At 54.7% G+C, this 24,981-nt stretch carries 16 protein-coding genes; 1 reads left to right on the top strand and 15 read right to left on the bottom strand.

The features are described from left to right. Window positions 1–9 precede the first annotated feature (9 nt). Entirely contained in the window at window positions 10–1,119 is a 1,110-nt protein-coding gene (locus tag CJP46_RS05860) for a GerAB/ArcD/ProY family transporter (protein WP_094594619.1), read from the top strand. A gap of 115 nt (window positions 1,120–1,234) precedes the next feature. On the opposite strand, the gene CJP46_RS05855 is transcribed toward CJP46_RS05860, so the two are convergent. The 15 genes from CJP46_RS05855 to CJP46_RS05785 all read right to left on the bottom strand — a co-directional run bounded on the left by CJP46_RS05855 (window position 1,235) and on the right by CJP46_RS05785 (window position 24,911). After that, window positions 1,235–3,055 carry an alpha-L-fucosidase gene (locus tag CJP46_RS05855; protein WP_094594618.1) on the bottom strand — a complete coding sequence of 607 codons (1,821 nt, stop codon included), beginning with the start codon at window positions 3,053–3,055 and terminating at the stop codon, window positions 1,235–1,237. Between the two features lie 49 nt (window positions 3,056–3,104). Continuing rightward, window positions 3,105–4,286, bottom strand: a complete 1,182-nt coding sequence (locus CJP46_RS05850; protein WP_094594617.1) for a glycoside hydrolase family 88 protein — start codon at window positions 4,284–4,286, stop codon at window positions 3,105–3,107. A gap of 37 nt (window positions 4,287–4,323) precedes the next feature. After that, on the bottom strand, window positions 4,324–5,355 hold the full coding sequence (locus CJP46_RS05845) for a glycoside hydrolase family protein (protein WP_256992203.1): 1,032 nt from the start codon (window positions 5,353–5,355) through the stop codon (window positions 4,324–4,326). Between the two features lie 92 nt (window positions 5,356–5,447). Next, window positions 5,448–6,644: a glucuronate isomerase gene (locus CJP46_RS05840; RefSeq protein ID WP_094594616.1), complete on the bottom strand. Its 1,197-nt coding sequence runs from the start codon at window positions 6,642–6,644 to the stop codon at window positions 5,448–5,450. 22 nt (window positions 6,645–6,666) lie between these two features. Next, window positions 6,667–9,051: a glycosyl hydrolase family 95 catalytic domain-containing protein gene (locus tag CJP46_RS05835; protein WP_094594615.1), complete on the bottom strand. Its 2,385-nt coding sequence runs from the start codon at window positions 9,049–9,051 to the stop codon at window positions 6,667–6,669. A 58-nt stretch (window positions 9,052–9,109) separates the two neighbouring features. Next, entirely contained in the window at window positions 9,110–10,672 is a 1,563-nt protein-coding gene (locus CJP46_RS05830) for an extracellular solute-binding protein (protein ID WP_094594614.1), read from the bottom strand. Window positions 10,673–10,869: 197 nt separating this feature from the next. Continuing rightward, complete coding sequence (locus CJP46_RS05825) at window positions 10,870–12,744, bottom strand: cache domain-containing sensor histidine kinase (RefSeq protein WP_094594613.1); 1,875 nt, start codon at window positions 12,742–12,744, stop codon at window positions 10,870–10,872. Then, the gene (locus tag CJP46_RS05820; protein ID WP_094595091.1) at window positions 12,741–13,766 is read right to left on the bottom strand and encodes a response regulator transcription factor; all 1,026 of its coding nucleotides are present in this window, start codon (window positions 13,764–13,766) and stop codon (window positions 12,741–12,743) included. The genes CJP46_RS05825 and CJP46_RS05820 overlap by 4 nt, the downstream gene beginning before the upstream one ends. Window positions 13,767–13,842: 76 nt before the next feature. Next, on the bottom strand, window positions 13,843–15,423 hold the full coding sequence (locus CJP46_RS05815; protein WP_094594612.1) for an extracellular solute-binding protein: 1,581 nt from the start codon (window positions 15,421–15,423) through the stop codon (window positions 13,843–13,845). Window positions 15,424–15,566: 143 nt separating this feature from the next. Then, window positions 15,567–16,430 (bottom strand): carbohydrate ABC transporter permease, encoded by an 864-nt coding sequence (locus tag CJP46_RS05810; RefSeq protein WP_094594611.1) that lies wholly within the window; start codon window positions 16,428–16,430, stop codon window positions 15,567–15,569. 19 nt (window positions 16,431–16,449) lie between these two features. After that, window positions 16,450–17,343, bottom strand: coding sequence for an ABC transporter permease (locus tag CJP46_RS05805; RefSeq protein WP_256992255.1), 894 nt, complete (start codon window positions 17,341–17,343; stop codon window positions 16,450–16,452). 163 nt (window positions 17,344–17,506) lie between these two features. Continuing rightward, window positions 17,507–18,139, bottom strand: a complete 633-nt coding sequence (locus tag CJP46_RS05800; protein ID WP_094594609.1) for an SGNH/GDSL hydrolase family protein — start codon at window positions 18,137–18,139, stop codon at window positions 17,507–17,509. Between the two features lie 83 nt (window positions 18,140–18,222). Beyond that, on the bottom strand, window positions 18,223–20,631 hold the full coding sequence (locus CJP46_RS05795) for a glycoside hydrolase family 95 protein (RefSeq protein ID WP_094594608.1): 2,409 nt from the start codon (window positions 20,629–20,631) through the stop codon (window positions 18,223–18,225). Between the two features lie 47 nt (window positions 20,632–20,678). After that, the gene (locus CJP46_RS05790; protein ID WP_094594607.1) at window positions 20,679–21,971 is read right to left on the bottom strand and encodes a Gfo/Idh/MocA family oxidoreductase; all 1,293 of its coding nucleotides are present in this window, start codon (window positions 21,969–21,971) and stop codon (window positions 20,679–20,681) included. A gap of 258 nt (window positions 21,972–22,229) precedes the next feature. Beyond that, entirely contained in the window at window positions 22,230–24,911 is a 2,682-nt protein-coding gene (locus CJP46_RS05785; RefSeq protein ID WP_094594606.1) for a discoidin domain-containing protein, read from the bottom strand. Between the last annotated feature and the right edge of the window lie 70 nt (window positions 24,912–24,981).

Raw genomic sequence — 24,981 nt, 5'->3', positions numbered from 1 at the left:
TGCCCCCACTTGCAAAAAATAGACAAATTTGAGCTGATTGCGATGATGATCCTGTTTCTGATTGGAACCACTCCACTATACGAATTGGGCGTGGGAGCCAAGCAGGACGCTTGGTTGGTCGTCATCGTCGCAATGCTGGCCGGACTGCTGCTGCTGCTGGTATATCTGTTCATCCAAAAGCGTAATGAGGATCACAATCTCTTCGAGATATTGAACCAACATTTGGGACGTTTCTTAGGGACCATCGTCACCGCCGCTTATATTTTCTATTTTTCTTATGAGGCCATGAGGAACACCAGGGAGTTTGGGGATATCATCAACATTTCCTTTCTTCCAAAAACGCCGCTGTCCCTCCTGATGCTGATTATGATATTGCTGTCCGCCTATGCGATTTCCAAGGGAACGGAAGTTTTTTTTCGTGTCGTCGAGTTTCTGCTTCCTTTTACCATCCTCGGCTATTTCCTGATCATCGTCATGTTCATTGTCTCCAAAAATATCCATCTGGAACGGCTTCAGCCCGTACTGGAGCACGGGGTGATGCCGGTGATCAGGGAAGCCATTCCGAAAGTCATCAGCTTCCCGTTTGGCGAAGTCGTCGTATTCCTTGCGTTTTGGAAGCATTTGAACAACAAAAAAAACCTGTCCAAGCTATCGATCTATTCCTACCTGTTCGTGGGAATCCTACTGCTGCTATTCAACCTGTTGAATTTAACGATACTGAGCCCCCAAATCTTAAGCATTACCACCCTCCCTATGCTCAGATCGGTTCGCTTAATCGAAATCGCGGACTTTCTCGAGCGTCTCGACCCGGTCATTATTTTGCTGATTTATATCGGCATTTTTGTGAAAATGACAGCTTTTTATTTGGGGGCGGTCATCGGCCTGTCTTATCTGGTCAAAATGAGCCACAAAAAATTGACGATCGTCGTCGGCACATTTATTTATGCCATTTCATTCGCCTCGCCCAATTTTATTTACCATACCTGGATCGGCTTTACGCGCAACCTAATGTATGACTTCCCGGTGTTTCAGATCTGGATCCCCCTAGGCCTGGCAGCCGTTGTGATGATAAAAATGATCTTTTCCAAAAAAGGAAAGCAGACGAATGGATCACAATAAGAAAGTTGCGCCTCCGAAGCTTCGTACTTTCTTATATCTTAAAAAAAGGGACCGCCGCCTGCTGCTTCGCAGAATCGGTGGTCCCTTTTTCCGAAAACAGCGCATGCCGGTTCGGTCAACGCTGCAGTTTCAAGCATCTTGGCTGCATTAAGTAATGGCCTGTAATTCTTTCCGCCTGAAGACGGATCAGATATTCCCCCGCTTCAGGGAAGCGCAGCCTCCCCACATCAAACTCGCGGAAGTCATACGGTCCGCCGGTAGGCTGCACCTGAGCATGCAGTGTCTGGTCTCCGGCGGCAACCAGGTAGGTCCCGCCTCCTCCCTGTTCGCCTACACCACTGCCGTATTCGATGTGGACGTCGAACTCTGCGGGACCCGAAGTCCGCACGGGCCAGACGGCCTCGGCATGTTCATCCGTCCAATCCAACAGGTTGTCACGGCCCCTTTTTCCGGTATCGTACTTCAGGCCAGCACCGGATATTTCGCTATCGAATACGCCCAGTTCATGGGAGCTATCTTCCCGCGAGTCCAGCAGCCTGACCGGATTTCCTGCCACCGGACCAGCACAAAGGACGGCGATGACCTGCGGTTTGGCACTGCCATCCGCGTCGGAAGACACCGATTCAGGGAGTTCGATCTCCAAATCCTGTTCCGATCTCCTGGATAAATTCAGCTCCCTGCCGTCTTCCAGCATGTAGGCTCGGAGAACATCCGTTTTCAGGCCGGGCACGACCAGCTTGTGGTCCGCCGGACGATCGAACACGTGCAGATACAGCGTATTCCCTTTCAACGTACACCTTCCCCATGATGGTCTTGCAGTGGGAGAAGCTCCTGCCCCGTAAATACTGTCTCCGTAAGTATCTAACCAATCGCCGATTTCCAGTAAAATCGATTCGGATACCGGATCCCACTCCCCCGTTTCCGTAGGGCCGATATTGATGACCAGATTACCGTTTTTACTAACAACATCGATGATCTGCCGGATAATGGATGCCGGGGATTTCCAATTGTGGTCCGATTTTTTGTAACCCCACGAATCGTTTAACGTGATGATGTTCTCCCAATCCCTGCGCAGGGTCCGTGTCGCCAGCTGATTATCGGATGTATTGGAATAATCCCCGAGGGGAGCCTTCCACACCCGGCTGTTCACCAGGCAGCCCGGCTGCAGCGAGTATACGGTGTCCAGAAATTGCTCTCCCTGCTCGCGGGTCAGCTTGCCGCCGCAATCGAACCACATCAGCCCCACCTTCCCGTAATCCGTAAGAAGCTCGCGAACCTGGGGAATCGATTTACTGTGCAGATAATGCTCGAAGCGGCTTCGTTTATCCGGATCGTGCAGCCAACTCTCTACGTCATCGTAAGCACCGATATTTCCGGGGTAGTCCCAGGTGTTCCCTTGGGAATCGGGATCATGCCAGTCCATGGCGTGCGAGTAGTAAATGCCCAGCACCATTCCTTCCTCCCGGCATGCTTCCGCCAACTCTCGGAGCGGATCGCGCCCAAAAGCGGCATGCTTGACGACCGAGTAATCGGACACGTACGAGTCATACATGGCAAAGCCGTCATGATGCTTGGCCGTAAAGATAATGTATTTCAAGCCGGCCCGTTTGGCGGTGCGTACCCACTTCAGCGCGTCAAAGGAGACCGGATTAAAACCCGCCGCCATCTCTTCGTATTCGGTGACCGGGATCCTTGCGCGCAGCATAATGTGCTCACTGTAGGAAGCTTGGATCTCCTCCCCATTCCACTCGCCTGCCGGCACTGCATATGGCCCCCAATGGATAAACAAGCCCAGCCGGGCTTCCCTCCACCATTCCATGCGGTGATCCCGATCCGCAGATTCCTGCGTTTCAGGAGCCGTCTCTATATGGTACGGATCATCGAGCAAGTTCTCCGGTGTGGACCCCGCTGCTGTCTGCTCAGCCTGTCGTTTCATTCTGCATGTCTCCTTTCCTGCTGATTCACTGCCTCGATGCTGACGAACATTACCACAATCTCCGTGCCGAGCCGCGCAGCTTGGAAACCGCCTCAACAAAGAAGTAATCGCCGTAAATCAGCGGCGTATCGATGTGCACGCCGCCCGGCAAATTGGATGTGCCGGACAGGATCAAGCCTTCTTCCTCCGGCATATCCCACGTCCCATAATGCTCATGAAGTGAGCGCACGATACGTTCCGCTGAACGGAGATACAGCTGTGCTTCCGCCTCGGGAACCAGACGGGACAGCTCGATCAGCCCGCAGGCCGCGCAGGCTCCAGCTGAAGTATCACGCGGCTTGCCTCCTTCTTCCGGTGCCCGGAAATCCCAATGCGGCACATGATCGTCCGGCAGGTTCGCCAGGAAGAAATGGGCCGCCCGCTTGGCCCCCGTCAGGAAGCGCTCTTCTCCCGTGTAAATATAAGACAGGGTCAGACCATAAATCGTCCAGGCGCTGCCCCTGGACCAGGCGGATTCTTCCGCATAACCCTGGCCTGGCATCGCGCCGATTCTTTCGCCCGTCTCGGAATCGAACTGGAGGATATGATAACTGGATCCGTCCGGACGCAGAAAATGCGCCAGTACCGTATCTGCATGTGCCGCGGCAATATGTCGGAACCGCGGATCCGCCGCCGCTTCGGAGGCCCAATACAAGAGCGGCAAATTCATCACCGTGTCGATGATGGACCAGCCTGCCCGGTTCACCTGCTCCAGGTCATGCCAAGCCCGGATGAAGTTCCCTTTTATATTAAAGCGGCTTGCCAGCTGGGCAGCGGCCATCAGCCCGCGGTGCTTGGAATGCTCGCTGCCGGTAATCCGGTAGTCGGCCACGGCCGAGAGCGTCCATATAAATCCGGCATCATGATGCACAGCGAGCGCATACAGCGGTTCGTCCAGCTTCTCCTCGATCAGCTCGGCAATCCCCTGCAGCCCAGGATGGTGCCCGCCTTCGGCGATAAGCCATAATATCCCCGGCCAGAAGCCGGCGGTCCACCAGGACGGTCGCATATTGTCGTACACCCCGTTAATGGAAGCATGCGGAAAACTGACGCCAATCCGCTGACTGGTGCGCTCCACTTTGTTCACGATTTGCTGCCAGGCGCCATCCGCCCACTGCTGAACGGATTCCGAAATGCCAAGAGCGCTTCCTTCAGTACCCGTTACCGTTTGTTTCGATCCGGTTTCTCCCATTTGATCTCCTCCTGTATCTGTTTGATCATCCTTGATTTCATGGCGATGTCCGCAGCGGGATCACCATATTCCACGTATGTTGCGCCTGCCGGAACCCTCCCGGTCCATCCGCAACCGCGGCAAATAAATGCGTCGGCTGCCCATCCTGGAACAGCAGAAATGGTCGTTCGAAACTGCCCATCCACAGCTCCGAGCCGTCTTCCCATCGAACACGCCGGGAATAGGATTTAGAGTTGTCCTCCAGCCTCCAATCACTGCCGTCCGAAGAAGTGGCCAGTATGCCACCGTGCATCTCGCCGCACAAATTCCCGTCCATATCTTTGGCGATCATGGCGTACCCGTCCGACGTGCGCCAGATGAACGGGTCTTCGATATGAAACCGTTCCGGCGGAAACAGCGGTGTATCCCGCATGACGCGGTACGGCCCTTCATACCTTGAAGCTTCTGCTGCCCCTAACGTCATTTGTCCATGGGTTGTACCTTCATATTTCCGGGCTTTATACACCAGCAGCACGGACCCGTCCTCCCGGATACATGGAGCCGGATTGGAGGTCAGGAAGCTGTCGAACTTGCCCGGCCTCGTCGGTAAAATAGGCGTATCCAGGCGCTTCCACGGCCCGTTGACGCTGTCGGCGACGGCCAGACCGACACGCTTGTTCGCCCTTGCCGCAATGACGCGGCAGTCGTCTGCATCCACCGTCTCTCCTGGCTGCGGCTCGGGGAAGGGGTGCGTCGTCCCCATGTAATAGAGCAAATACTTGTCTCCATAACGGAGAATGTGCGGGTTATGGGTGCTGCGTCCGTCCCAGTATTCCGCTCCTCTCGCGGGAAATACAGTCTCTTCGTAGGTATAGGGCCCTTCCGGGGTATCGGACGAGGCTCGGACGATTTCCGAGCGGAGCAGCCAACCCGGGTGCATCGGCAGCCATTTCGGCCACCGGGACGCAAACATATGAAAGCGATCGTCGTCTCCGCGTACGATCGACCCGCACCATACCCACCAGCCTTCCATCCGGAAGCCCCCATCCAGCGGAGCGGGCAGCATCCGGTCAAGCAGTGAAAATGTCACGTTCTCCCTCCGTTCTTCATTGAAGTTCATCGACCAGCCGTTCTGCCAAGCGCATTGCGGCTTACACGATTCAGCGGTTAGGGTTACGGCGATCAGATCACGTCCGCTAAACCGTAACGTTTTGCAGCACTGCCGTGCAGCCACTGCGCGGCCACTGCCAACGCATCGTCACGGGTGAGCCAGCCTTCCCGAACCTGCTCATCCAGAAAATGGGCCAGCAGCTGCTTCACGACCAGCAGCTTGCCGTACGTCCATTCGATGCACCGTGCATCCGAGACGATGAGCGAGCTTTTGAGCGCAGATATCGCCTCGAGCCGGTATTGCATGCTCTGCTTATAGGTGCTGGCACGGAAGTTGTACCACCACATGCCGCCTACGTGAACGTTGGCAAAATTCCAGGCTGCCTGTACGACGTCCAAATTGTTCAGTTCCGATGCAACCACCAGCTCGAACGGGATGGCGTAACGCTCGAACAAGCCATACAGCTTGACGATCCGGAGCGGATCGTTTACCGGGGCGGCCGAAGTGCTACCCCATCTTCGTTCCACCCCGAGGAACAGCTGCAGGAACATGCCGCGCTCCTGCAGGCCGGAGCAGATTTCATGGAGCAGCAGCATCATGATCTCATCCGTCCGCGCTGCGGTTTCGAGCTTGTAATCCTCGTGAGCCGCAGCCTCATAGTGGGGAAGTGTCGTCATGATCCCTGGACAGCCCATCTCATGATAGGACTGCAGCTGCTCGGAAATGAACGATTTCGCTTGCTCAAAACGATCCTGACGTTCGGCGTCGGCAGAGGGGGCGATACCCGCAGCGAGCCCCGGCAGCCATCCGTCGATTCGCGGCAGCAGCAGGGCGTCCTCCCGCATGCCCTCAAATCCGGCATGTTCGGGACGGTTCACGACAAACCGCTGCACGTGCAGCCGGTCAGCTACGCTTTGAGCCCAGCCCGGGGTGCTTCTCTGCCTGCGGACGACTTCATCCGCCTGCAGCACCGATGCCGCGTCATCGATGGCGATCCCGTATAAATCCCCCATGATCGCCGTAAAGGCACGATTCATCATCGTGTTGCGGGAAGCCTTGTAAGCCCTGACGAAGGCCTCCGCCCGCTCTTGAAACGGCATCTGTGCCGCATCCGCTGGATATCCCGCCGTTTGCAGCTCTTGGTTGAACCAGAAATAATCGGCGATTTCCCAGAAATCAGCCGCGCACAGCTTATCGCCTATCAAATGCGTATGCGTATCGATCACGGGCAGACGCATCATTTCTTCGAGTAATGAAGATGGATTCATGTCCTTGTCTTCTCTCCTCTCATTAACTGAATGACAACTGCAAGGTTAGGGATTCTCCCTGTTCAAACATGGCTTGGATCTGCCGATTCTCCGGCAGTCTGCTTCCGTTCCGAAAAACGCTGCATTCTTCCGGAAACACAAGTGTAACAGGACCTCCCGACTTCACTGAGCGAACCTTTACATCAAGCATACTTTCCTTCCTGTCCCAGGCAATATCTACTTCGTAGCCTCCGCAAGCCAGCATTCCAGCAGCGTTTCCAGACTGGAAGCGATCCGGCAAGGCAGGCAGGATGCGGATGACGCTCGGATCAGAATACAGCAGCATTTCCTGAACCGCAGCCGTCAAGCCCATATTCGCATCGATTTGGAAAGGAGCCCACTCCATATCCAGGCCGACGCCCATGCCGCGCCAGTCGTTGTGAAGCGTAAAGAAGTTATTCATCACGGCCGATCTGCCGAGCAAATCCAAACACTCCAGTGCTTTATCCGCTTCGCCCATACGGGCATACAAATTGGACATATGGGCAAGCGACCATCCCGTCTGCTCTTTTAAACCCACGACGAGCCTCTTCCTTACGGCGGTCACGAAGGCTGCAAACAGGCCGGGATCTTTCTCATGTGTTACCTCTTTCCCCGGGAACACGGGATAGAGGTGGGACTGGTGCCGGTGATGGTATTGATCCTCATAAGCAGGATGCATCCATTCGCGGACCGCGCCGTCCGCATTGACTTGATACGGCGGGATTTTGGCGATCATGCCTTTCCAGCCCGCCATTTCTTCGGCATACAAACCTTCCTGGGCAGCTCCCTCAACCAATCGGGTCAGCACTTCCTTGGCAATGGCAAAATCCATCGTCGCATTCATCGTCGTTCCCTTCGGTCCCCCTGCGCCGTTACCCGGCCGGTTCTCGGGTGAATTGGATGGGAAGCTGATGTACAGGCCGTCGTCCCCGGTTATCAAGAAATCTTCGTAGAACAAGGCGGCTTCCCGCAGGAACGGCAGGGCCCGGTTTCTTAAAAATTCCCTGTCCCCTGTGTACAGGTAATAATCATAATAATGCTGCGCGATCCACCCAGCCGCACCGGTCCAGTGGATAATATGGGGCGCGATCGTCTTCAACAGGCCGGAATCGGGTGCGGTCGGCGCAGGAATCCAGATCCCGCGGCAGCCGTAGATGCGGCGTGCATTACCGCGGTAATCGTCCATCTGCCGCTCCACGTAATCGAATACGGGCAGCAGCAGCTCGGGCATGTGTCCCGCGAGCGCCTGCCAATAAATCATCTGCAGGTTCTCGTTGGCCATATGAAACGCCCAGAAGCCGCGGTATTCCCCGCACCATAAGCCGTAGAGGTGGCAGGGATCCCCGCCTTCGCGCGAGCTTGCGATCAGAAGATAACGACCGTAGGCCCACATCTTCTCCAGCATGGCCAGCGGGGCTTCCCCGCGGTAAGCTTCAAGCAGCAGCTCTTCGTTCGAGGCGTCTCGTCCAGGTGCATCTAAACTCAGCGTCATCCGGTGAAATAAGCCTCCATGCTCCTCCATGTGCGGCTGCCGCAGCTCGTCATAGGAGCGATGTTCCGCGGCCAACTCCCGCTTTAACCGTTTCCAGGCCGCTTCACGCGGCTCGTGGACAAACAGTTTAACCAGGATCAGTGCCTTGGAGGCTTCTTCAAGAACGGACTCGCTGCCCGAGCTGCTGATCCTGCCATCTGTCGCCACAACCCGGACGACCGCGCCGAAATCGCTGCCGTTGTCATGGCATGCGGCATACCATATGAACTCGCCGTCGGACCCTGATTCGCTTCCTGTCGGCAAAGAAGCCTCAGGTCTGCCTGGCGGACGCCTGACATCCCCGCGATGATGCAGGTCAAGCCCGATCTTCGCCGATATCGAGTCCGGCCCTGACGACCGCAGCGAATAGACGATCAAATCATCCGTCCGGGACACGAACAAGGCCCGCTCATAATGCGTATGTCCGTCCTGCCAACGAACCGTGATTTCACCGGTTTCCATGTCCAGCTCCCGGCTGTAGTCTTTAAAGCCTTCGCTCACTTCCATGCTCAAGTTCAGATCGCCGAGCGGCAGCGGAACAGCCATGACCGGATCGTAACCTTGCTCCTTCAAGCCATCGATCAGTACATTTTCGGCAAGCGCCTCCTGGCCCTCCATCATTAACCGCCGCATCTCTCCTAGCCGGCCGCTCACGTCAGGCAGCTCCGGCGTGCGGCTCTGCCACCATAAGCCGCCGTGGGTTAGCATAACCGTTTCCAAATGAACTCCGCCATATACAGCTGCTCCGGTTATTCCGTTGCCTGCCGGCAGCGCTTCTCTCCACTTGGCTCCCCACCAGGATGAAGGGGTCAGAAGCTTCAGCTTATTCCGTCCGTCTCCGGTTTTCCTGCCCATATATTCCCCTCCTAACAGTGAGGAAGCCCTTCGCGTGAAAGGCTTCCCCGGAATCAACCTATTTGCGGCTTTGCTGATCGATAATTCCGTCTTTGTTGTTGTAACGCTCGGTAGCTTCCTTGACGATCTCATCGCCGCCCTTTTGCTTGTACTCTTCGATAACTTTAGGGAAATCGCTGATCGGCTCTTTGCCGTAAATCATTTTGACCATGTGGTCGATGATGAGTTTCGGCGCCTGGTCCGGACGCTTCGAAGCCAAGTCCGGGAACTGGCTGAACGATTCCAGGTCCGGTACAAACCCGATGCCGCCGACGCCTTCTTTGGCCAGCGTATCATCCAGCGCCTTCAGCACGTCCTGGCCGCCAGGGAGCAGTTCGGTGCGTTCACGGTTGACCGTTCCGTCACCGACCCAGCGCAGCAGCGAGCGGAAACCAGATTCGTCTTGCGCTGCTTTTCCTTCCGGCAGCTTGTAATCGATTTTTCCGTCTTTGACCGTATAATCCTCGCCTTCGATGCCAAAGCTGTAGAAATTTTTCGCTTCCGGCGTCTGCATCCACTCAAACATTTGGATGATGCGGGCCGCTTTCTCTTTGCTGACCTTGCTGTTGATATAAAGCGAAGTGTTGACCGAGCTGTACAACCCATATCCCTTCTGTCCGTTGTCACCTATCGGCGACGGGATGATATCGACCTTGGCGCCCGGAACCGCAGCGCCGATCTTAGTCCGGAAATCAAGAAGGCTGGCGGCGTTGGCCGTCCACATGCCGGCATTGCCTGCTTCGATATTTTCGCCGTACTGAGGCGCCTGGATCGTCGCGAAATCTTTTTGAATCAGACCTTCGTCATACATCGTTTTGTAGACGGTCAACGCCTTTTCCATATTTTCAGCGTTAAAGAATTTCGGCACGACCTGGCCGTTCATCTCGGTAAACTGATAGCCCAGGGCGTCATAAGCTCCGAATACGATATCCGCGTACTTAAAATTTTCCCGCAATTGATACGGCGCGCTGACGCCGAGTTTTTTGAATGCGCGCAGAACGTTCAGAAAATCGTCCATCGTTTTAGGTGCCGGCAGGCCCGTTTTTTCCAGCAGGTCTGTCCGTATGTAAGTGGCGCGCCGTGAAGGGTTGCTGAGCCATGTTGGAACACCGTAGATTTTCCCCTTGTAGCTCACCTCGTCCCATGCTTCCTTCGGTACGGCGTTCATCAGGTTCGGAGCGTACTCCTTCAGCAAGTCGTCCAGCGGCATAAACACGCCGGCCTGAACCGAACCGGCCATGGATTTATCCGTTGCCCCGCCGACATTTTGCACGACGTCCGGAATATCGCCGCCGGCGAACATGACGGCCATTTTCGAATCGAAGTCTTTCAGGGGGATCAGCCTGATGTCCAAATCCACGTTTGCTCTCTTCTCTACTTCCTTGACCCATTTCTCATTGTTGATGTCCTTGGAGCCTTCCGCGTAAGCGTTTCCACTTGTGGTTAAAGAAATGCTGAACTTCACCGGTTTCGATGCGTCGGCCGCATCATCCTTGCCGCTCGAGGCGCTTTTGTTTCCGCAACCTGCGGTCAGACCCGTGACAAGCGCCGTCGCGAGGATCAGACTGACCCATTTTTTCATCTTATAATCCCCTCTCTTCATGCAAAATGCAAAAGGTTTTCTATTTGCTGCTGTCCCCATCATAAGGCTTTGCCAAGGGAGCTCCCATGGGGCGGATTATTGTCGTGATGTGTTTTTTTGCGGTCGTTGGGCCAAAAAAAATCCCGCATTCCGCGCTCGGAATACAGGATCACCTTAAATTCATCCATCGTTTGCGTCTAGCCGCTGCCCGCCATGGGAAGAGACCGCAAAAGCTGAGCCGCCTCCGGCTCGGCCGGACCGCGCAGTTCTTTTACGCCGGAAATCGGCATCCGCATGATCATCCGGGTTCCCCACGCCGGGCTGCTCTCCACGGTTACGCCGTAGTCCTCGCCGAACACCAGCTGAATCCGCCGATGCACATTGGGCACACCGATCCCTCCGGCGCTGCCCCGGTCCTCTTCGTCAGCAAGTCGGTTCTCGCTCAGCTTGGCGCGAAGCTCCTCAAGCCGCTCGGGGGTCATGCCGCAGCCGTTGTCCTGGACGCTGACCCAGAAGGAATCCCCTTCTTCACCGGCGTCAATCGTTATCGTATGATGATCCTCCACACCTTGCCTGAAGGCGTGCTGGAACACGTTTTCCACGAGTGGCTGCAGCGAAAGGCGGACCATCTTCCGTAGAAGCAGCTCTGGACGTACCCGCACATCAATTTCGAATGTCCGCCCGATCCGGTGATTAATAATGACCATGAAATACATGACGTGCTTGAGCTCATTGGCTACCGTGATCTCTTCCAGGTTGGTGCGCACCGAATAGTGCAGCATATAGGACAGAGCGCCGACGATCTCCGTAATTTCGTCCGAGTCCTGAATGACCGCATAACATACGACTGTTTCCAGCGTGTTGTACAAGAAATGCGGGTTGATCTGCAGCTGGAGCGATTGAAACTCGGCTTTCTGCCGCTCGGCCTGCATTTCCTTGTTCCTCAGCTCTGCGCGGTACACAGTATCGACCATCTCCGACAATCGGTTCACCATCAAGTTGTACCGAATCATCAGCTCGGTAATCTCGTCCCGGTGCTTCGGAAGCGGGATGAACTTCCAGTTCCCTTTCTCCGTCTGGCTCATCCCCTTCATCAGCGTCCGGATCGGGGTTGTAATCGACTTCCCGAACCGGCTCGCCAGGAACAACGCCGTCAGAAATGTAAGGACTGCAACGACGATAATAGAGCTGCGAATCGTGGCAAGCGGTTTTTGCAGCTGGCTGTACGGAATGGATACGACCAGATTCCATCCGGAGTAATCGGCTTTGCGGCTGATGTACACCCGATCCATGCCCTCCGCCGAACTGCGGAACATCTCGGTGCCAGCCCCACTGATTTGCTGGCCGAGGCTGGCCGGAACGATCGAACCTACTTTGGCCTGATCGTTATGGTATTGAATCCTGCCTTCGTCATCCACAATAAAAAAATAGCTGTCCTTCCCCAGATCGATCCCCTTCCAGAGGGTAGACAGCTCCTCCGCCTTAACCTCGATGCCCACGAAACCTTTCATGTCCGTGGAACGCAGACCGCGGATACGGCGGATGAGCGTCAGCATCGGCGTCTTTTCACCCAAAATGCTGTAATTCATAATGGTCAGCCGGCCGCTCTCATCCGTGTTCTGTTTGAAGTACCGGATCTGTTTGGCGGTATCGTCAGGCGTAAAGGATGGTTCCGACCCTCCGTTATAATAATAGAGCGCATTTCCGGAGTAACCGATGATGTACAGGGCTTCGATCTCGGGATTGCGAATCCACACCGGATCCACGATCGCATCCCGGATATCGGTCATATAGCGGTAATTTTCGTATTCCTCCCGGTCCGCCGGCAAATCGATGTACCGTTTGACCTTGAGGTCGGTCAGCAGCGCCACCATCGACCGCTGATAAGAAGACAAATACAGGTTGGTATGGTGAACGGCATTGTCCACTATCTGGACCATTTGGCTTGTTGCGCTTTTTTGCAGCTGCTTGGCTGAAATACTGTAGAAGGCGATGCCTACCGCGGACAGCGAAAGAAGGATCACGATGGTAAAATACAGAAGCAGCTTCAGCCTCAGGGTTACTCTCATCATTCAATGCCAAAGGAAGACCGGTATTCCGACGGCGATACGCCGACAAAATTTTTGAACGTCTTCGTAAAATGGGGATAATCCTCGTAGCCCACCTTGACCGCGATGTCGGTGATCGTCAGGGTCGGTATGGCAAGCAGTTTGCGCGCTTCTTCCATCCGTTTTTTGATCCGGTAATGCACAAAGGTTTCCCCTGTCATTTTTTTGAAAAGGGCGCTGAAATAGGTTCGGGCCAGTCCCACCCGTTTGGCCACTTCTTCCAGCGTGATGTCCTCCGACAGATGCCGATCGATGAATGCCTTGGCCTCTTCAATCGGATCCTTGAAATTGCCTTTTCGCGTCAGCTGAAGCTCATCCAGAATCCGGTCAATACAGGCTGAAAAAGCGCGCATGGCTTCCTTTTTCGTATTGGTCGCACCGTTTGTACTCCGGCATCCGGACTGCGGCTTCCATCCGCGGCTCTCCAGACGCTCTGCGATCATGCTGAGGCAGTCGTTCAGCACCGCCTCCATGTTGATCACGTTCATTCCTTCGAACAAGCCCGAACGTTCGCCCTCCTCAATGACGCGAATCGTTTCGTCCCGCTGCAGCAGCCATATGTTCTGCTCAAGCTGCTGAGCCCAGTCCACATATTTTTGAACAGGAATAATACTGCCGGTCATGCCTGAAATCAGCTCCTTCAGCGTATCATGCACGTCCTGCTGGGTCACCGGCTTCAGCAAGTAACGTTTGACCCCGTACGCCATCGCCCGCTGTGCATACTGGAAGTCATTGTAACCGGAAATGACGACAACCTGAACATGACTGAATTCACGGTGAATCCGCTCGCATAACTCCAGTCCGTCCATCCGCTTCATCCGCAAATCCGTCAGCACCAGGTGCGGTTCCAGATTACGGATCGTCTCGAACGCAGTCTCCCCATCATCGGCGGTGTAAATCGCTGTGAAGGATGCCGGATATCGCTGAACCATCTTGACCAATCCTTTTTGAATAACAGGCTCATCTTCCACAATCAAAACTCGCACTTGGATCAAACCCCTTCCTATAGCGGATAGAAAAAGCGCAGCTGCTGTATCTAAAAGAGTCGGAAATACGTCATCCCTATCGGTTGTGCTGGATGAGCACTCCCTGCTTGGCCCGGTATCTCTCCGTGGCTTCCTGGATAATCGCATTTCCGCCGCGTTCCCGGTATTCCCGGACGACCTTCGGCCAATCCGAGATCGGTTCCTTGCCGTAAATCATCTTGACCATATGATCAACGATGACGGGAGGCGCCTGGTTCGGCCGCTCCGAAGCGAGGTCAGGATAGGCGCTGAAGGACTCCAGCTCGGGAACGAAAACGATACTTCCAAGCCCTTCCTTGGGCAGCGTCACGTCCAGCGCATGGAGCAGATCCTTCCCGCCCGGCACCAGCTTTGTTCTGGCCCGGTTGATCGTCAGATCGTGCGTCAGCCACAGAAGTTCGCGGAAGGTTTCCTCGTCCTGCTCCTCCCTTGTCTTCGGGAATGGATACGCAACCTTTCCGTGATCTTCCGTATACGTGTCGCCCTCGATGCCGAACGAAAAAAAACGCTGGGCTTCATCCGAAACCATCCAATCGAAAAATTTGAGGATGCCGATCAAATTTTCCTTGGACACATGTTTATTGATGTAGAACGAATTGATGACGGAGCTGTACAAACCGTAGCCATTAGTCCCTTCGGGCCCTTCCGGCGAAGGTATGATATCGATCTGAGCCCCGGGAATCGAAGTTCCGAGCTTGGTGCGGAAGTCCAGCAAGCCGGCGGCGTTTGCCGTCCAGCTTCCTACTCTACCGGCTTCGATATCATGGGTATATTCTGTTGATGAGACTGTTGCAAAGTCATCCGGAATGAGGCCCTCGATCAGCATCGTCCGGTACACCTGCAGCGCCTTCATCATATGTTCCTCGTCCAAAAATTTCGGAACGACCTCACCGTTCCGGACTTCGAACTGGTAACCAAGCACGTCGTATGCTCCGAAAATGACGTCTGCGTATTTGAAGTTCTCCCTCATCTCATAAGGAATCTCGACTCCCAGCTTCTTAAACGCGCGGAGCACGTCCAAAAATTCGTCGACGGTTTTCGGAACAGGCAGACCGGTTTGAGCTAGCAGATCCGAACGGATATAAGTAGCCCGGCGCGAAGGGTTGCCAAGCCAGGCCGGAATTCCGTAAATATGCCCCTCATAGCTCGTTTCCTCCCAAGCTTCCGGCGGGACCGCTTTCCATAGGTTCGGAGCATAAGTCTGAATCCAGTCGTCAAGCGGAAGGAACAGACCCGCTTGGACCGATCCGGCCATGGCGGCCGAGCTTGCCCCGCCGATCATTTGCACGACGTCCGGATAGGTATCGCCCGCAAGAATAACCGGCATTCGCCGGTCGAAATCCTTCAGCGAAATAAAACGGATGGAAAGTTTCGTATTTGTCAGCGCTTCCAATTGTTTGACCCAGCGATCTTCCGCGGGGTTCGTCAGATTGACCGCATAAGGATTGGCGCCGTTGGATATCGCCAGACTAAAGGCTGTCGGCTTAGGCGATGCTTCTTTTTCATTATCCTGCGCCGTTTGCGCCAAAGGAGAGGCCGATCGGTCCGTGCTTCCCGCCAGATAACAGATCAGGAGAATGACGGTCGCTGCCAGAATGAAATATGCTCCTCTTTTCACCGTGTTCTCCTCCCCTGCAACCAGCGAATTACCGATGGCCTATACTTGAACGCCGCTGTACAAGCATGGCGCTGATGTCTAATATCTTATCACATTTCGCATCTATGAAAACGCGTTCTTTTTCTGACTATATTGTAATCGCATCAGGCCTTGATCGACCCGATCAGCATCCCTTTGATAAAGTACTTCTGGAGGAATGGGTAAACGATAATAATCGGTACGACGGAAACGATGATCACCGCCATTTGCACGCCCGCCGGAGAAATTTCGTTCACATTTTCAAGCAGGTTCCCGGCCTGGCCAAGGTCATTGCTCAGAACGATCTCCCGGAGGCGAAGCTGCAGCGGGTAGAGCGCCCGGGTGTTGATAAAATACAGCGCCGATGAATATGAGTTCCAGTGGGATACTGCGTAGAACAGACCCATGGTCGCCATGGCCGGTTTGGACAGCGGAAGAATGACGCTCCACATCGTACGCAGTTCCCCTGCCCCGTCGATCCGGGCACTGTCGATCAGTTCCGACGGTAGAGCCACAAAGAAGGAACGCATGATGAACAGGTTGTACGCACTGATGGCCGACGGAATGATCAGGGCCCATAACGAGTCGATCAGATGCAGGTTTTTAATCACCATATAGTTGGGGATAAGTGGCGCTTGAAAGATCATGGTAATCAATATAAAGATCAGAACGACTTTGCGCATCGTATACTCGGGTCTAGATAACGGGTACGCCAGCGATGCAGTCAGGATCAGGTTAATCAGCGTCCCGACAACGGTGATGAATACGCTTACCAAAAACGCCCGCCAGATGGAGCTGTCACCCAAAATCACGTGATAGTTCGTCAGCGTCCAATCGACCGGAAGCAGCTTGACCTTGCCCGCATTGATGGCCTGGCTGCTGCTGAACGACTTGGCGAGCACATGGAGAAGAGGGAACACCATCAAGCATCCGACCAGGGTCAGAAAAATATAATTGAATCCGTCAAATAAGCTGCCTTTGTTTTTCATTGTGTCATCCTTCTCCTTACTAGTAGAGTCCTTCGCCCGAAGCCCGCTTGCTCAGCGTATTCCCGATCATAACGAGCATCAGTCCGACCACCGATTTAAAGAGTCCGATCGCCGTCGTGTAGCTGTACTGCTGGTCGATCAAGCCTACCCGGTAAATGTAGGTGTCGAGAATATCGCCCTTGCTCTCATTCAGGGAGTTTACGAAGACGAATACGCGTTCAAAGCCGAAATCCAGGAAATTGCCGATATGGAGCAGGAACATGATGGTGATGGTCGGCAGAATGGCCGGGATCGTGATCGACAAGGTTTGTTTCCATCGGCTGGCACCGTCGATGCGGGCGGCTTCATACAGTTCAGGGTTTATGCTGGCCAATGCAGCCAAATACACGATGGTGCCCCAGCCGCTGTCTTTCCAGATGCCCGTTCCGACCAGAATGCTCCGGATATACGAATCCTCGCCCAGAAAGTAAATCGATTTGAGGCCGAGCGCGTTAAGAGCTTGGTTCACGATTCCCGTTGTCGGCGACAATATGCCGATCATGATTCCCCCGATAATTACCCAAGAGAGGAAGTGTGGCAGATAGACCACGGTCTGAAGTATCCGTTTGTACACGACTTTTCTCAGTTCGTTCAGGAGTAGCGCAAAAATAATCGGAACCGGAAAAGCAAAAATCAAATCATAAAACCCGATGAAAACCGTGTTTTCAAGAATCCGCAGAAACTCCGGGTAAGTGAACATCCGGCGGAATTGGTCGAAACCGACCCATGGGCTGCCTGTAAAGCCCTTAAAGATGTTATAGTTTTGAAACGCCATGACGGAGCCCAACAGGGGCAGGTATTTAAATACGATAAAATAAATGATTCCCGGCAGTGAGATCAAGTACAGCGCCTTGTATTTGCGCAGATTGTTCATCCGCCTTTTGGATGCGGGCAAGCCCGGACTAGAGGCAGAAATGGCGGCGGGCGCTTGTTGTGGCATAAATATCGCTCCTTTTTGTATAGATCGCTTCATCGTTAATGTTAATCTTTTTGTCCGGACCATCGGAATGGGGATTTGTCGCTTTGCTTGTGTTTTATTATGATCGAGACAATCCCATCGTTTGTAGCCAGGCATCCGCAATGAGCGCATGCCCTGCCGGCGTCGGATGAACGCCGTCCAGCGTCCAGAACGAGGGCTCCCGAACGGAAGCCGCGCGTGCGAACAAACCATCGAGCGGGACCAGCGGCGCGCCGAATTCCGCAGATAGCTCGCGGACGGCATGTATTTTCGGATCCAGGTCCTCTCTCCAAGCTTTTCGGTCTTCCGGATAAGGAAGGACAAACGGCTCGATCAGGATGAGTCTTGCACCGGTCCGGGCCGTCCGTTCCAGGAGTTCACGGTAGCCCGCCTTGAAACTCTCGGGATCCGTCGGGTCATTGCGGTCATACCTGCGCCAGCAGTCGTTAATACCGATATAAACCGATACCCAGGTCGGTTTGAGTTCCAGACAGTCCTCCTGCCAACGCTCGCGCAGGTCGGAGACCCGGTTGCCGCTGATCCCCCGGTTGAGAAAGGTAACGTTCTTCTCCGGAAAGTTCATGCCAAACCATCCGGCTGTCATCAGTGCGTATCCCTTCCCGAGATCGCCCGGTTTATTCAGGTCCCTTCCCGCGTCGGTAATGCTGTCGCCCTGAAAAAGAACCACATCGTTGTGTTCCAGTCGGCTCATGATCCTGCCCCCATTCATCTTTGTTGGATTGATGCACAGCGTACAGTGTTCTTTATTGACCGTATACAGAAAGGTCCTTTCCGTTACTGCGCCCGAATGCTGCGGGTTTCCCCTGCTGCCAAAGTTAAAACATATTCATATCCCGGATTGTCAACACCTGACGCTGCCCTTAATGTCTTGGCTTCCGGGTGATCGGAAACCGTCAGTTCCAAGGGGACGGGAGACCATAGGCGGCACATGCCTGCATTAGAAGAATGAATCGTAACCTCGGCAAGCATTCCCATACTCCACGACAAATCTACCGTGTACCCTCCTCTTGCTCTAAGCCCTTGTACATGGCCGGAACGCCACGCCTTCGGCAGAGCCGGCAGCAGACGGATCTCTCCCGCATGCGATTGCATCAGCATTTCCGCCGCTCCCGCCGCACCGCCGAAATTGCCGTCGATTTGAAAAGGCGGATGGCAGTCCAGCAAATTCGGATAGGTGGACGCAGCCAACAGCTTCATGAGATGACCGCCAGCCTCCTCGCCCATGCCAAGCCGGGCGTAAAAGTTGACGATCCAGGCCCGGCTCCAGCCCGTGTGGCCGCCGCCTGCGGCGAGGCGCCGTGCCAGCGTCCTCTTAGCAGCGGCCGCCAGCTCCGGTGTGTCCCTTATATCGATCAGTTCACCTGGATGCAGTGCGAACAGCTGCGAAATATGCCGATGCCCGGGGTCAGCTTCCTCGTAGTCGTGCAGCCACTCCATAATTTGCCCGTTCCTGCCCACAGCCGGGCGCGGGATGCGATGAATCGTCTCACGCAGTTCGCCCAAAAATGACTGATCGTCCTCGCCGATGATTCCCGCCGCTTCAGAGGTAGCCAACAGCAGCGACAGCGCGATTTGCGAATCCATCGACGGGCCGATGCATAGACTGCCGCTGCCACCGTTCGGGAGAACGAAGCGGTTTTCCGGCGAAACCGAGGGTCCTGTAACCCGAAAGCCGTCTTCCTCGATCATATAATCAAGGAGAAACAGCGCAGCTTCCTTCATTGCCGGGTATGCCCTTTCGGCAAGAAAAGCGAGGTCGCCCCCGAAACGGAAGTGCTCCCACAAATGTAAGCACAGCCATGCGGCGCCCATCGGCCATACCGTGCAGGTCATCAAAATTCCCTCGGGCCGGGTTTCTGCCCACACATTCGTGTTGTGATGGGCGGTAAATCCCCGGCAGCCGTACATTTCATGTGCGGTAGCGCGCCCATTAACCCGCATCCGGTCAATCAAATCGAACAGAGGTTCATGACAATCGGGTAAATGAAGCACTTCAGCCGGCCAGTAATTCATCTGAACGTTAATGTTTATCGTATATTTGGATTCCCACGGCGGAGTAAAGCTGTCGTTCCATATCCCCTGCAGATTGGCTGCTAAAGTGCCCGGGCGGGAACAGGATATGAGCAGATATCGTCCATATTGGACATACAGGGCGGCCAGCCCGGGATCCCTAAGCTCCTCATTTACAGCAAGGGAACCAGCGGCGATGTCTTTGCCGCTTTCCTGCTCCAATGCGTTCTTTAATCGGAGCAGCCGCTGGTCCGTAGGAAGCTCGGCATACGGATCGACATCCGGCGTCAGATTTATCGCAAAGCGGCCGAACCGGGAACTGTACTCCTCCGTATGCCGCTTCAGCAGCGTTTCAAAAGGTTTGGCTGCCGCCCGCTCCAGCTGCTCCAGGCAAACCGCTGCCGGCTGCTCCACGCGAAAGGTGCTTTGCGCCGACAACAGCAGGGTTACATGATCCGCTCCTTCGATGGAGATGAAATCGCCGATGATCCTTTGCCGCCCTCCTTGGATCACGGCACGGACGGCCGCACTAAAACGGACGCCGTCCGCTCCGCATTCTCCGTCCATGACGACGGCCTCCGGCGGGGCGGTTCGGCAGCCGCCATCCAGCGGACGACGCATCAGATTGACGGCAAGCGTAAGCTGTCCCGGCTGGTCCGCCGTCAACCGGATCACCATCACCCCATCCGGTTCGCTGGTAAAATACGTCCTGCGATATAGAACGCCCCTGTGCCGGTAGCGAACGTCCACAACGGCCTGCTCCAAGTCCAGCTGCCGCTCGTAGTTTTCCACCGGCACCTCCTGCTCAGGAAACTTTATAATAAGCTCCCCGAGGGGCTGGTACGGCTGCTCGTACTTAGGGGAAGCCGTCATCGCCATTCTGGCTAAATGCTCTGCCTCTGCCTGCCTTCCCTCCTTCAGCATTGTTCGGATTTCGTCCAAATAAGGCTGCGACCGGGGATTGGCTGCCCTGCCCGGACCGCCGTACCAGATCGAATCCTCATTGAGCTGGACTTTTTCCTGCCAAGGCGTGCCGTACACCATTGCGCCCAGCCGCCCATTCCCGATCGGCAGCGCCTCATTCCAGCCGGCTGCGGGCTTCGTATACCATAAACGAAGTGTCTGGGCACGCGCAGAGACTTGCTCTTGCATGCTGCGATCCTGTTCGACCATATTCTTCACCCCACCTTTTCTGCTATGTCACCTGCAGGCAGCACCTTCTACTTTGTTTTGCCCGCTTCAAAAATGATCGCTTTGATCGGTACATCCCCGTCATTCAGGAGACCGTGCTTCCACCAAGGCTTGTTCAGGACGATGTCCCCGGCTTCCACCCGGTACGTTCTGCCGTTTACCGTCATCAAGCCGCTTCCTTCCAGCAGCATGTACAGTTCTTCATCCTCGCGGTGGCCATGCAGACCGATGGATGACCCTGGCGGGACGACCGTGTAGTGCAAAAATTTCAGCGGCGTGTCGAAATCGTCATTCCCAAACAGCTTGCTGCCATACACCAACCCTTCACCCCCATGGCTCACGGAACCTGTGAGATCGGCGCGAAGGAAATTCCGGACGACGGCCGGGTCGTAACCCCAGCTGTCTGAGGTGTCGACAGGGACTCCTGCCTGAAGAGATCGCCTGGTGTAATCAGCCAGTGCCTGGTTCTTCAAATAATCTTTGGCATTCGTTTCTCCCGGCCGGTTTTCTTCCAGTGACCGCAAAAACTCGGTGAACGGCCCCGGAGCGTCGATGCTGCTAAAATCCTCCATCCGCCGAACGCCTTCCGCCGTCGTGAGTTCGAGCACGCCGTCGGCGAAAGTCAGGCTGCCCAGCGATCCCTCCATCCGCCAATCGCCGGCCCACTGCGTTTCCCGCCCCTGGCTGGTCAAAGAACAGCGAAACGAGGCTTGAATGCCGGCTTGCAGATCCATCACAATATGAAACACATGCCTGCGTGAAGCATACAGCCTGCTCACTTCGCGGCCGGATAAATACCGCAGCAGATCAAAATGGTGAATCATAACTTCTTCCAGCACTTCGTCCCGTTCCAGGGTTGTTTTTTGGCGCTGCCTGAAAAAGTCGCATTCCATGGACCGAAGCTCACCGATCGCCCCTTCGTTCAGGAGCTGCTTCAGCTTGCGTACCGCCGGAAAGGTACGGTAGTTTTCCGCAATCATGAACGGAATTCGCTCCTGTTCAGCGCGCTGAACCATCGCGGCGGCATCCTCATAGTTATCGGCGATCGGCTTTTCGCAAAACACCGGCAGCTTATGGTCAAACGCCAGCTCGTTAATGCGCTTGTGCACCTCCCTAGGGGTGACGTTGATCACCAGATCGGGCTGCTCCCGCTCTATGGCTTCCCGGGCATTTTCGTAAAAGGGAATTCCGTCAGCCTCCACCGCCAGCCTTTTATCCGAATCCTTATCTGCAACGACGAGTTCCAAATCTGCATACTGGGACCGGAGCTTCCGGTACCAGCCGCCGCCGAAACCTCCCAATCCAACGAGAAGCGCTTTCATTAATTGAACCTCCTTTTCATTGTAAAAGCATCATTGGCGATTCCATTCATCCCGCTCACTGCGCGTTTCCAGCCTCCATGCTACTCCTGATCCGGCCGTCTCTCCATGGCATAGATTCCTGGCGGTTGTGTTTTTTTACGCTAACGAAAAAAACCATGATCCCGTACCGCCGTACCTCTGAACGAGTGACGGGGGTTGGAATTCATGGTTTCCTTCAAGCAAAATGCAGATTCAGCTTCGCTTCATATTAGGTGCAAGTTACTTTTTAATGTTGTTCAGTGCTTTTTTGCCCAACCGCTCTAACAGCTGCTGCTTATACAAGCTTTCCACGGTTACGTGCTGACCGTAGCTGTCCCAGTATCCATCGCTGCGCGGACGGGGATCATAGTCGCTTGGAACCAGACCCGGCACATTCTCGCCGACATGGCCGATGGCATAGTTCTGTGCTGTCGGCGGCTGCTGCGAGGTAAGCTCTCCCTCTGTGTTCCAGCTCACATAGTTGGCTCCGGCCCAGCCATGGCCGCTGCCGAGCCAAGCTCTGTCCCGGATGGAAATCGGAGCTTTGATGTTATCGAACAGTCCGCCTACGGACCAGCGGTGATGCGGTTCGCTGGTGTTGTAATTTTTCACCGCCTCGCCGTCCAGAAACACGTTGGGTCCCTGCACCCGGCTGTCTACGACAAAAGCATGCCGCGCGGTCTCGGTGTAGATCCGCTGCACAAAATTCAGCTGGCCCATCTGATGGATGACGTACCGGCGGCCGCCAGTGATAATGCTGACCATGTCGTACATCTTGCTGTCCTGAACGGTGATCCATTTGGAGTTGCGGCTCATTTGCACGAGAGAATACGATAAATGATACCCTGTCACATCACGGACCCAGCCGTTTTTAACGCTGTTAAACACAACGAAACGCTCGGCATGCTTCTCGTCTGCATAATACGGATCGGTCGTATCATTATCCATGACCGTATCCATGACGCTCGGGTCAAAGTCTGAATCCACCCGCATATTTTCAACACCTACCTGCTGAATGCGGGTATCATCCGTGTATTTGTAAATTTCTCCGCCGCCCCATTTTCGCTCGATTGCGCTGGCCAGCGGCGCGTCTACCGTAATGGAATTGCCTTCGACGGCGGTGATGACCCGATCGAAATCCAGGTTAAACGGAGACCACTGGGTTACCGTGCCACCCGGACGGTTGTAAATGTAATCCATGCCGATAGCATGAATCCAGTTTTTATCCCCGATTCGGCGGACGACGATTTGGTCGCCCACATGATAGGCACTGGCGTCTTCCACATGAAAGGTTCGCGAACCCGACGGCACATACAAATCGGAGATCGTCTGCTTGGAGCCGCTATCCACGGTAAGTCCGACATTCTCCCCGATTTCAATCAGATTGCGCGGGTTTGCGCCGGTGCCGTAAATAAGCGTCCCTTTTTCATCCTGTCCCTCACCGCGCAGCACGATCCCGCTGGCTTTGACGGTCAGCGTGCCGCCGACGTCATATCTTCCTTTTTTCAGCAGGACCGTGCCGCGGAACCCGTCCTTGCCGAGCGGAAGGCGGGCCACCTCGTCGATCGCCGCCTGGATGCGCGCCGTATCATCCCCCTCTCCAGGAGACACGGTAGCTTTTACAGGCACGTTCGGAATCTGTACGCCGCCTCCCATATAGCCGACATTCGAGAAGTCGAGAATTTTGTTGCCTCGGTAATCCCCGACGTATACCATTTTTCCGTCTTTGCCCAGGAAAGCGATTTGGCTTTGTCCTGCTGGAATGCTTTTGGGATCGAGCACTGTAAAGGAGTAGGACTCATATACAGGGGTTTTCCCGGTCTGTTCAATCGTCAAACGGATCTCATAAGTGCCCTGTTTGTCCGCCTTTCCCGCTGGCGTCCATTCCACCGCTTCACCTTTGGTCAATGCCGTCTTTGGCCAAGCATCAACTTTCTTACTTCCGTTATAAATCAATTCGCCTGTAACATTTCCGTTCACGGTTGGCGTCAGGGACACGGTCGGATAAACATCCTTCGGTTCGATGACCGCAGGCTGCCCGATCTCCGTCTTCATCCGCGGATGCGTAAGCAGGGAATTGACGACATAGGCTTCGCCTTGAAAAGCTGCGGGATCATCAACAACCACCCAGAGGTCGCTAGTCTTCAAATCCTCCGTTGTATGTACGAGCGCCTGCATCAATGATGCGCCGACCTGATTGGCCGTCACGGTCCCCGACGGGGACACGGACACATCCATGGTGGAAGACTTATAGGTTTTCGCCACATCGCTCAGATCTACGACGCTGCCGGATTTCAGCTCGCCTTTCAAGAACAGCTCGGCTTCCTCTCCTTTACTCAGCCGGATTTCACTGTTGTTCGGGTATTCCTTTCCAGCCGCATCGGTAAAAAAGATCCGCTGAAGATCAGCCGGCGCAGGTGTCTCCGTACTGTTATACACGGACAGTTCGGATAACTGCACATTCAGGTCTTTGCTGAGATTCAGGCTCAGCTTCAGATACCGTGCGCTGACTGCCTCAAAGTTGGCCGTTTCCGCCGGGCTCAAATCCTTGTTTTTGCTGAATGCTTCACTCCAAGTCGTTTGGTCGTTCGAATACAGAAGCTGGTAATCCTTCAGATTATCTGCCCGATTCAGGTTGAAAATCACCTTGTTGAAGGTGACCTCGCTGCCCAAGTCGATGGAAAGCCACACGTTCATATCATCCTTTCTGTCGGCGGCTAATGGCTGCCATACGGTTTCGGCTTTGCCGTCCACCGCGTTTGCTGCACTGCCCGAGCTTGCCGTGGCCGTACTGCCAATCGCCAAATTAACATCCGTGGCCGCAGCGGCATGAACTGCCTGCTTTCCTCCGGCCGGTGCCACTTGGGAGCAGATCATCAATACGATAAGACCTGCGCCGAGTTTTTTCATCCAACCCTTCAAATCATATCCCACCTTCCTTATTTTGAAATCGCTTACATATTAACAAGGGTTTCCATCGTTTAACATGTCG

The organism is Paenibacillus sp. XY044 (assembly GCF_002257645.1).
GTDB lineage: Bacteria > Bacillota > Bacilli > Paenibacillales > Paenibacillaceae > Paenibacillus_AQ.
The sequence above is the reverse complement of the archived record's forward strand: the minus strand, read 5'-3'. Positions and strand labels throughout refer to the sequence as shown.

Excerpts from the sequence above, each read along its gene's own strand:
- CJP46_RS05855 (WP_094594618.1), bottom strand. The coding sequence starts at position 3,055 with ATGAAACGACAGGCTGAGCAGACAGCAGCGGGGTCCACACCGGAGAAC.
- CJP46_RS05850 (WP_094594617.1), bottom strand. The coding sequence starts at position 4,286 with ATGGGAGAAACCGGATCGAAACAAACGGTAACGGGTACTGAAGGAAGC.
- CJP46_RS05840 (WP_094594616.1), bottom strand. The coding sequence starts at position 6,644 with ATGAATCCATCTTCATTACTCGAAGAAATGATGCGTCTGCCCGTGATC.
- CJP46_RS05835 (WP_094594615.1), bottom strand. The coding sequence starts at position 9,051 with ATGGGCAGGAAAACCGGAGACGGACGGAATAAGCTGAAGCTTCTGACC.
- CJP46_RS05830 (WP_094594614.1), bottom strand. The coding sequence starts at position 10,672 with ATGAAAAAATGGGTCAGTCTGATCCTCGCGACGGCGCTTGTCACGGGT.
- CJP46_RS05825 (WP_094594613.1), bottom strand. The coding sequence starts at position 12,744 with ATGATGAGAGTAACCCTGAGGCTGAAGCTGCTTCTGTATTTTACCATC.
- CJP46_RS05810 (WP_094594611.1), bottom strand. The coding sequence starts at position 16,430 with ATGAAAAACAAAGGCAGCTTATTTGACGGATTCAATTATATTTTTCTG.
- CJP46_RS05805 (WP_256992255.1), bottom strand. The coding sequence starts at position 17,343 with ATGAACAATCTGCGCAAATACAAGGCGCTGTACTTGATCTCACTGCCG.
- CJP46_RS05800 (WP_094594609.1), bottom strand. The coding sequence starts at position 18,139 with ATGAGCCGACTGGAACACAACGATGTGGTTCTTTTTCAGGGCGACAGC.
- CJP46_RS05795 (WP_094594608.1), bottom strand. The coding sequence starts at position 20,631 with ATGGTCGAACAGGATCGCAGCATGCAAGAGCAAGTCTCTGCGCGTGCC.
- CJP46_RS05790 (WP_094594607.1), bottom strand. The coding sequence starts at position 21,971 with ATGAAAGCGCTTCTCGTTGGATTGGGAGGTTTCGGCGGCGGCTGGTAC.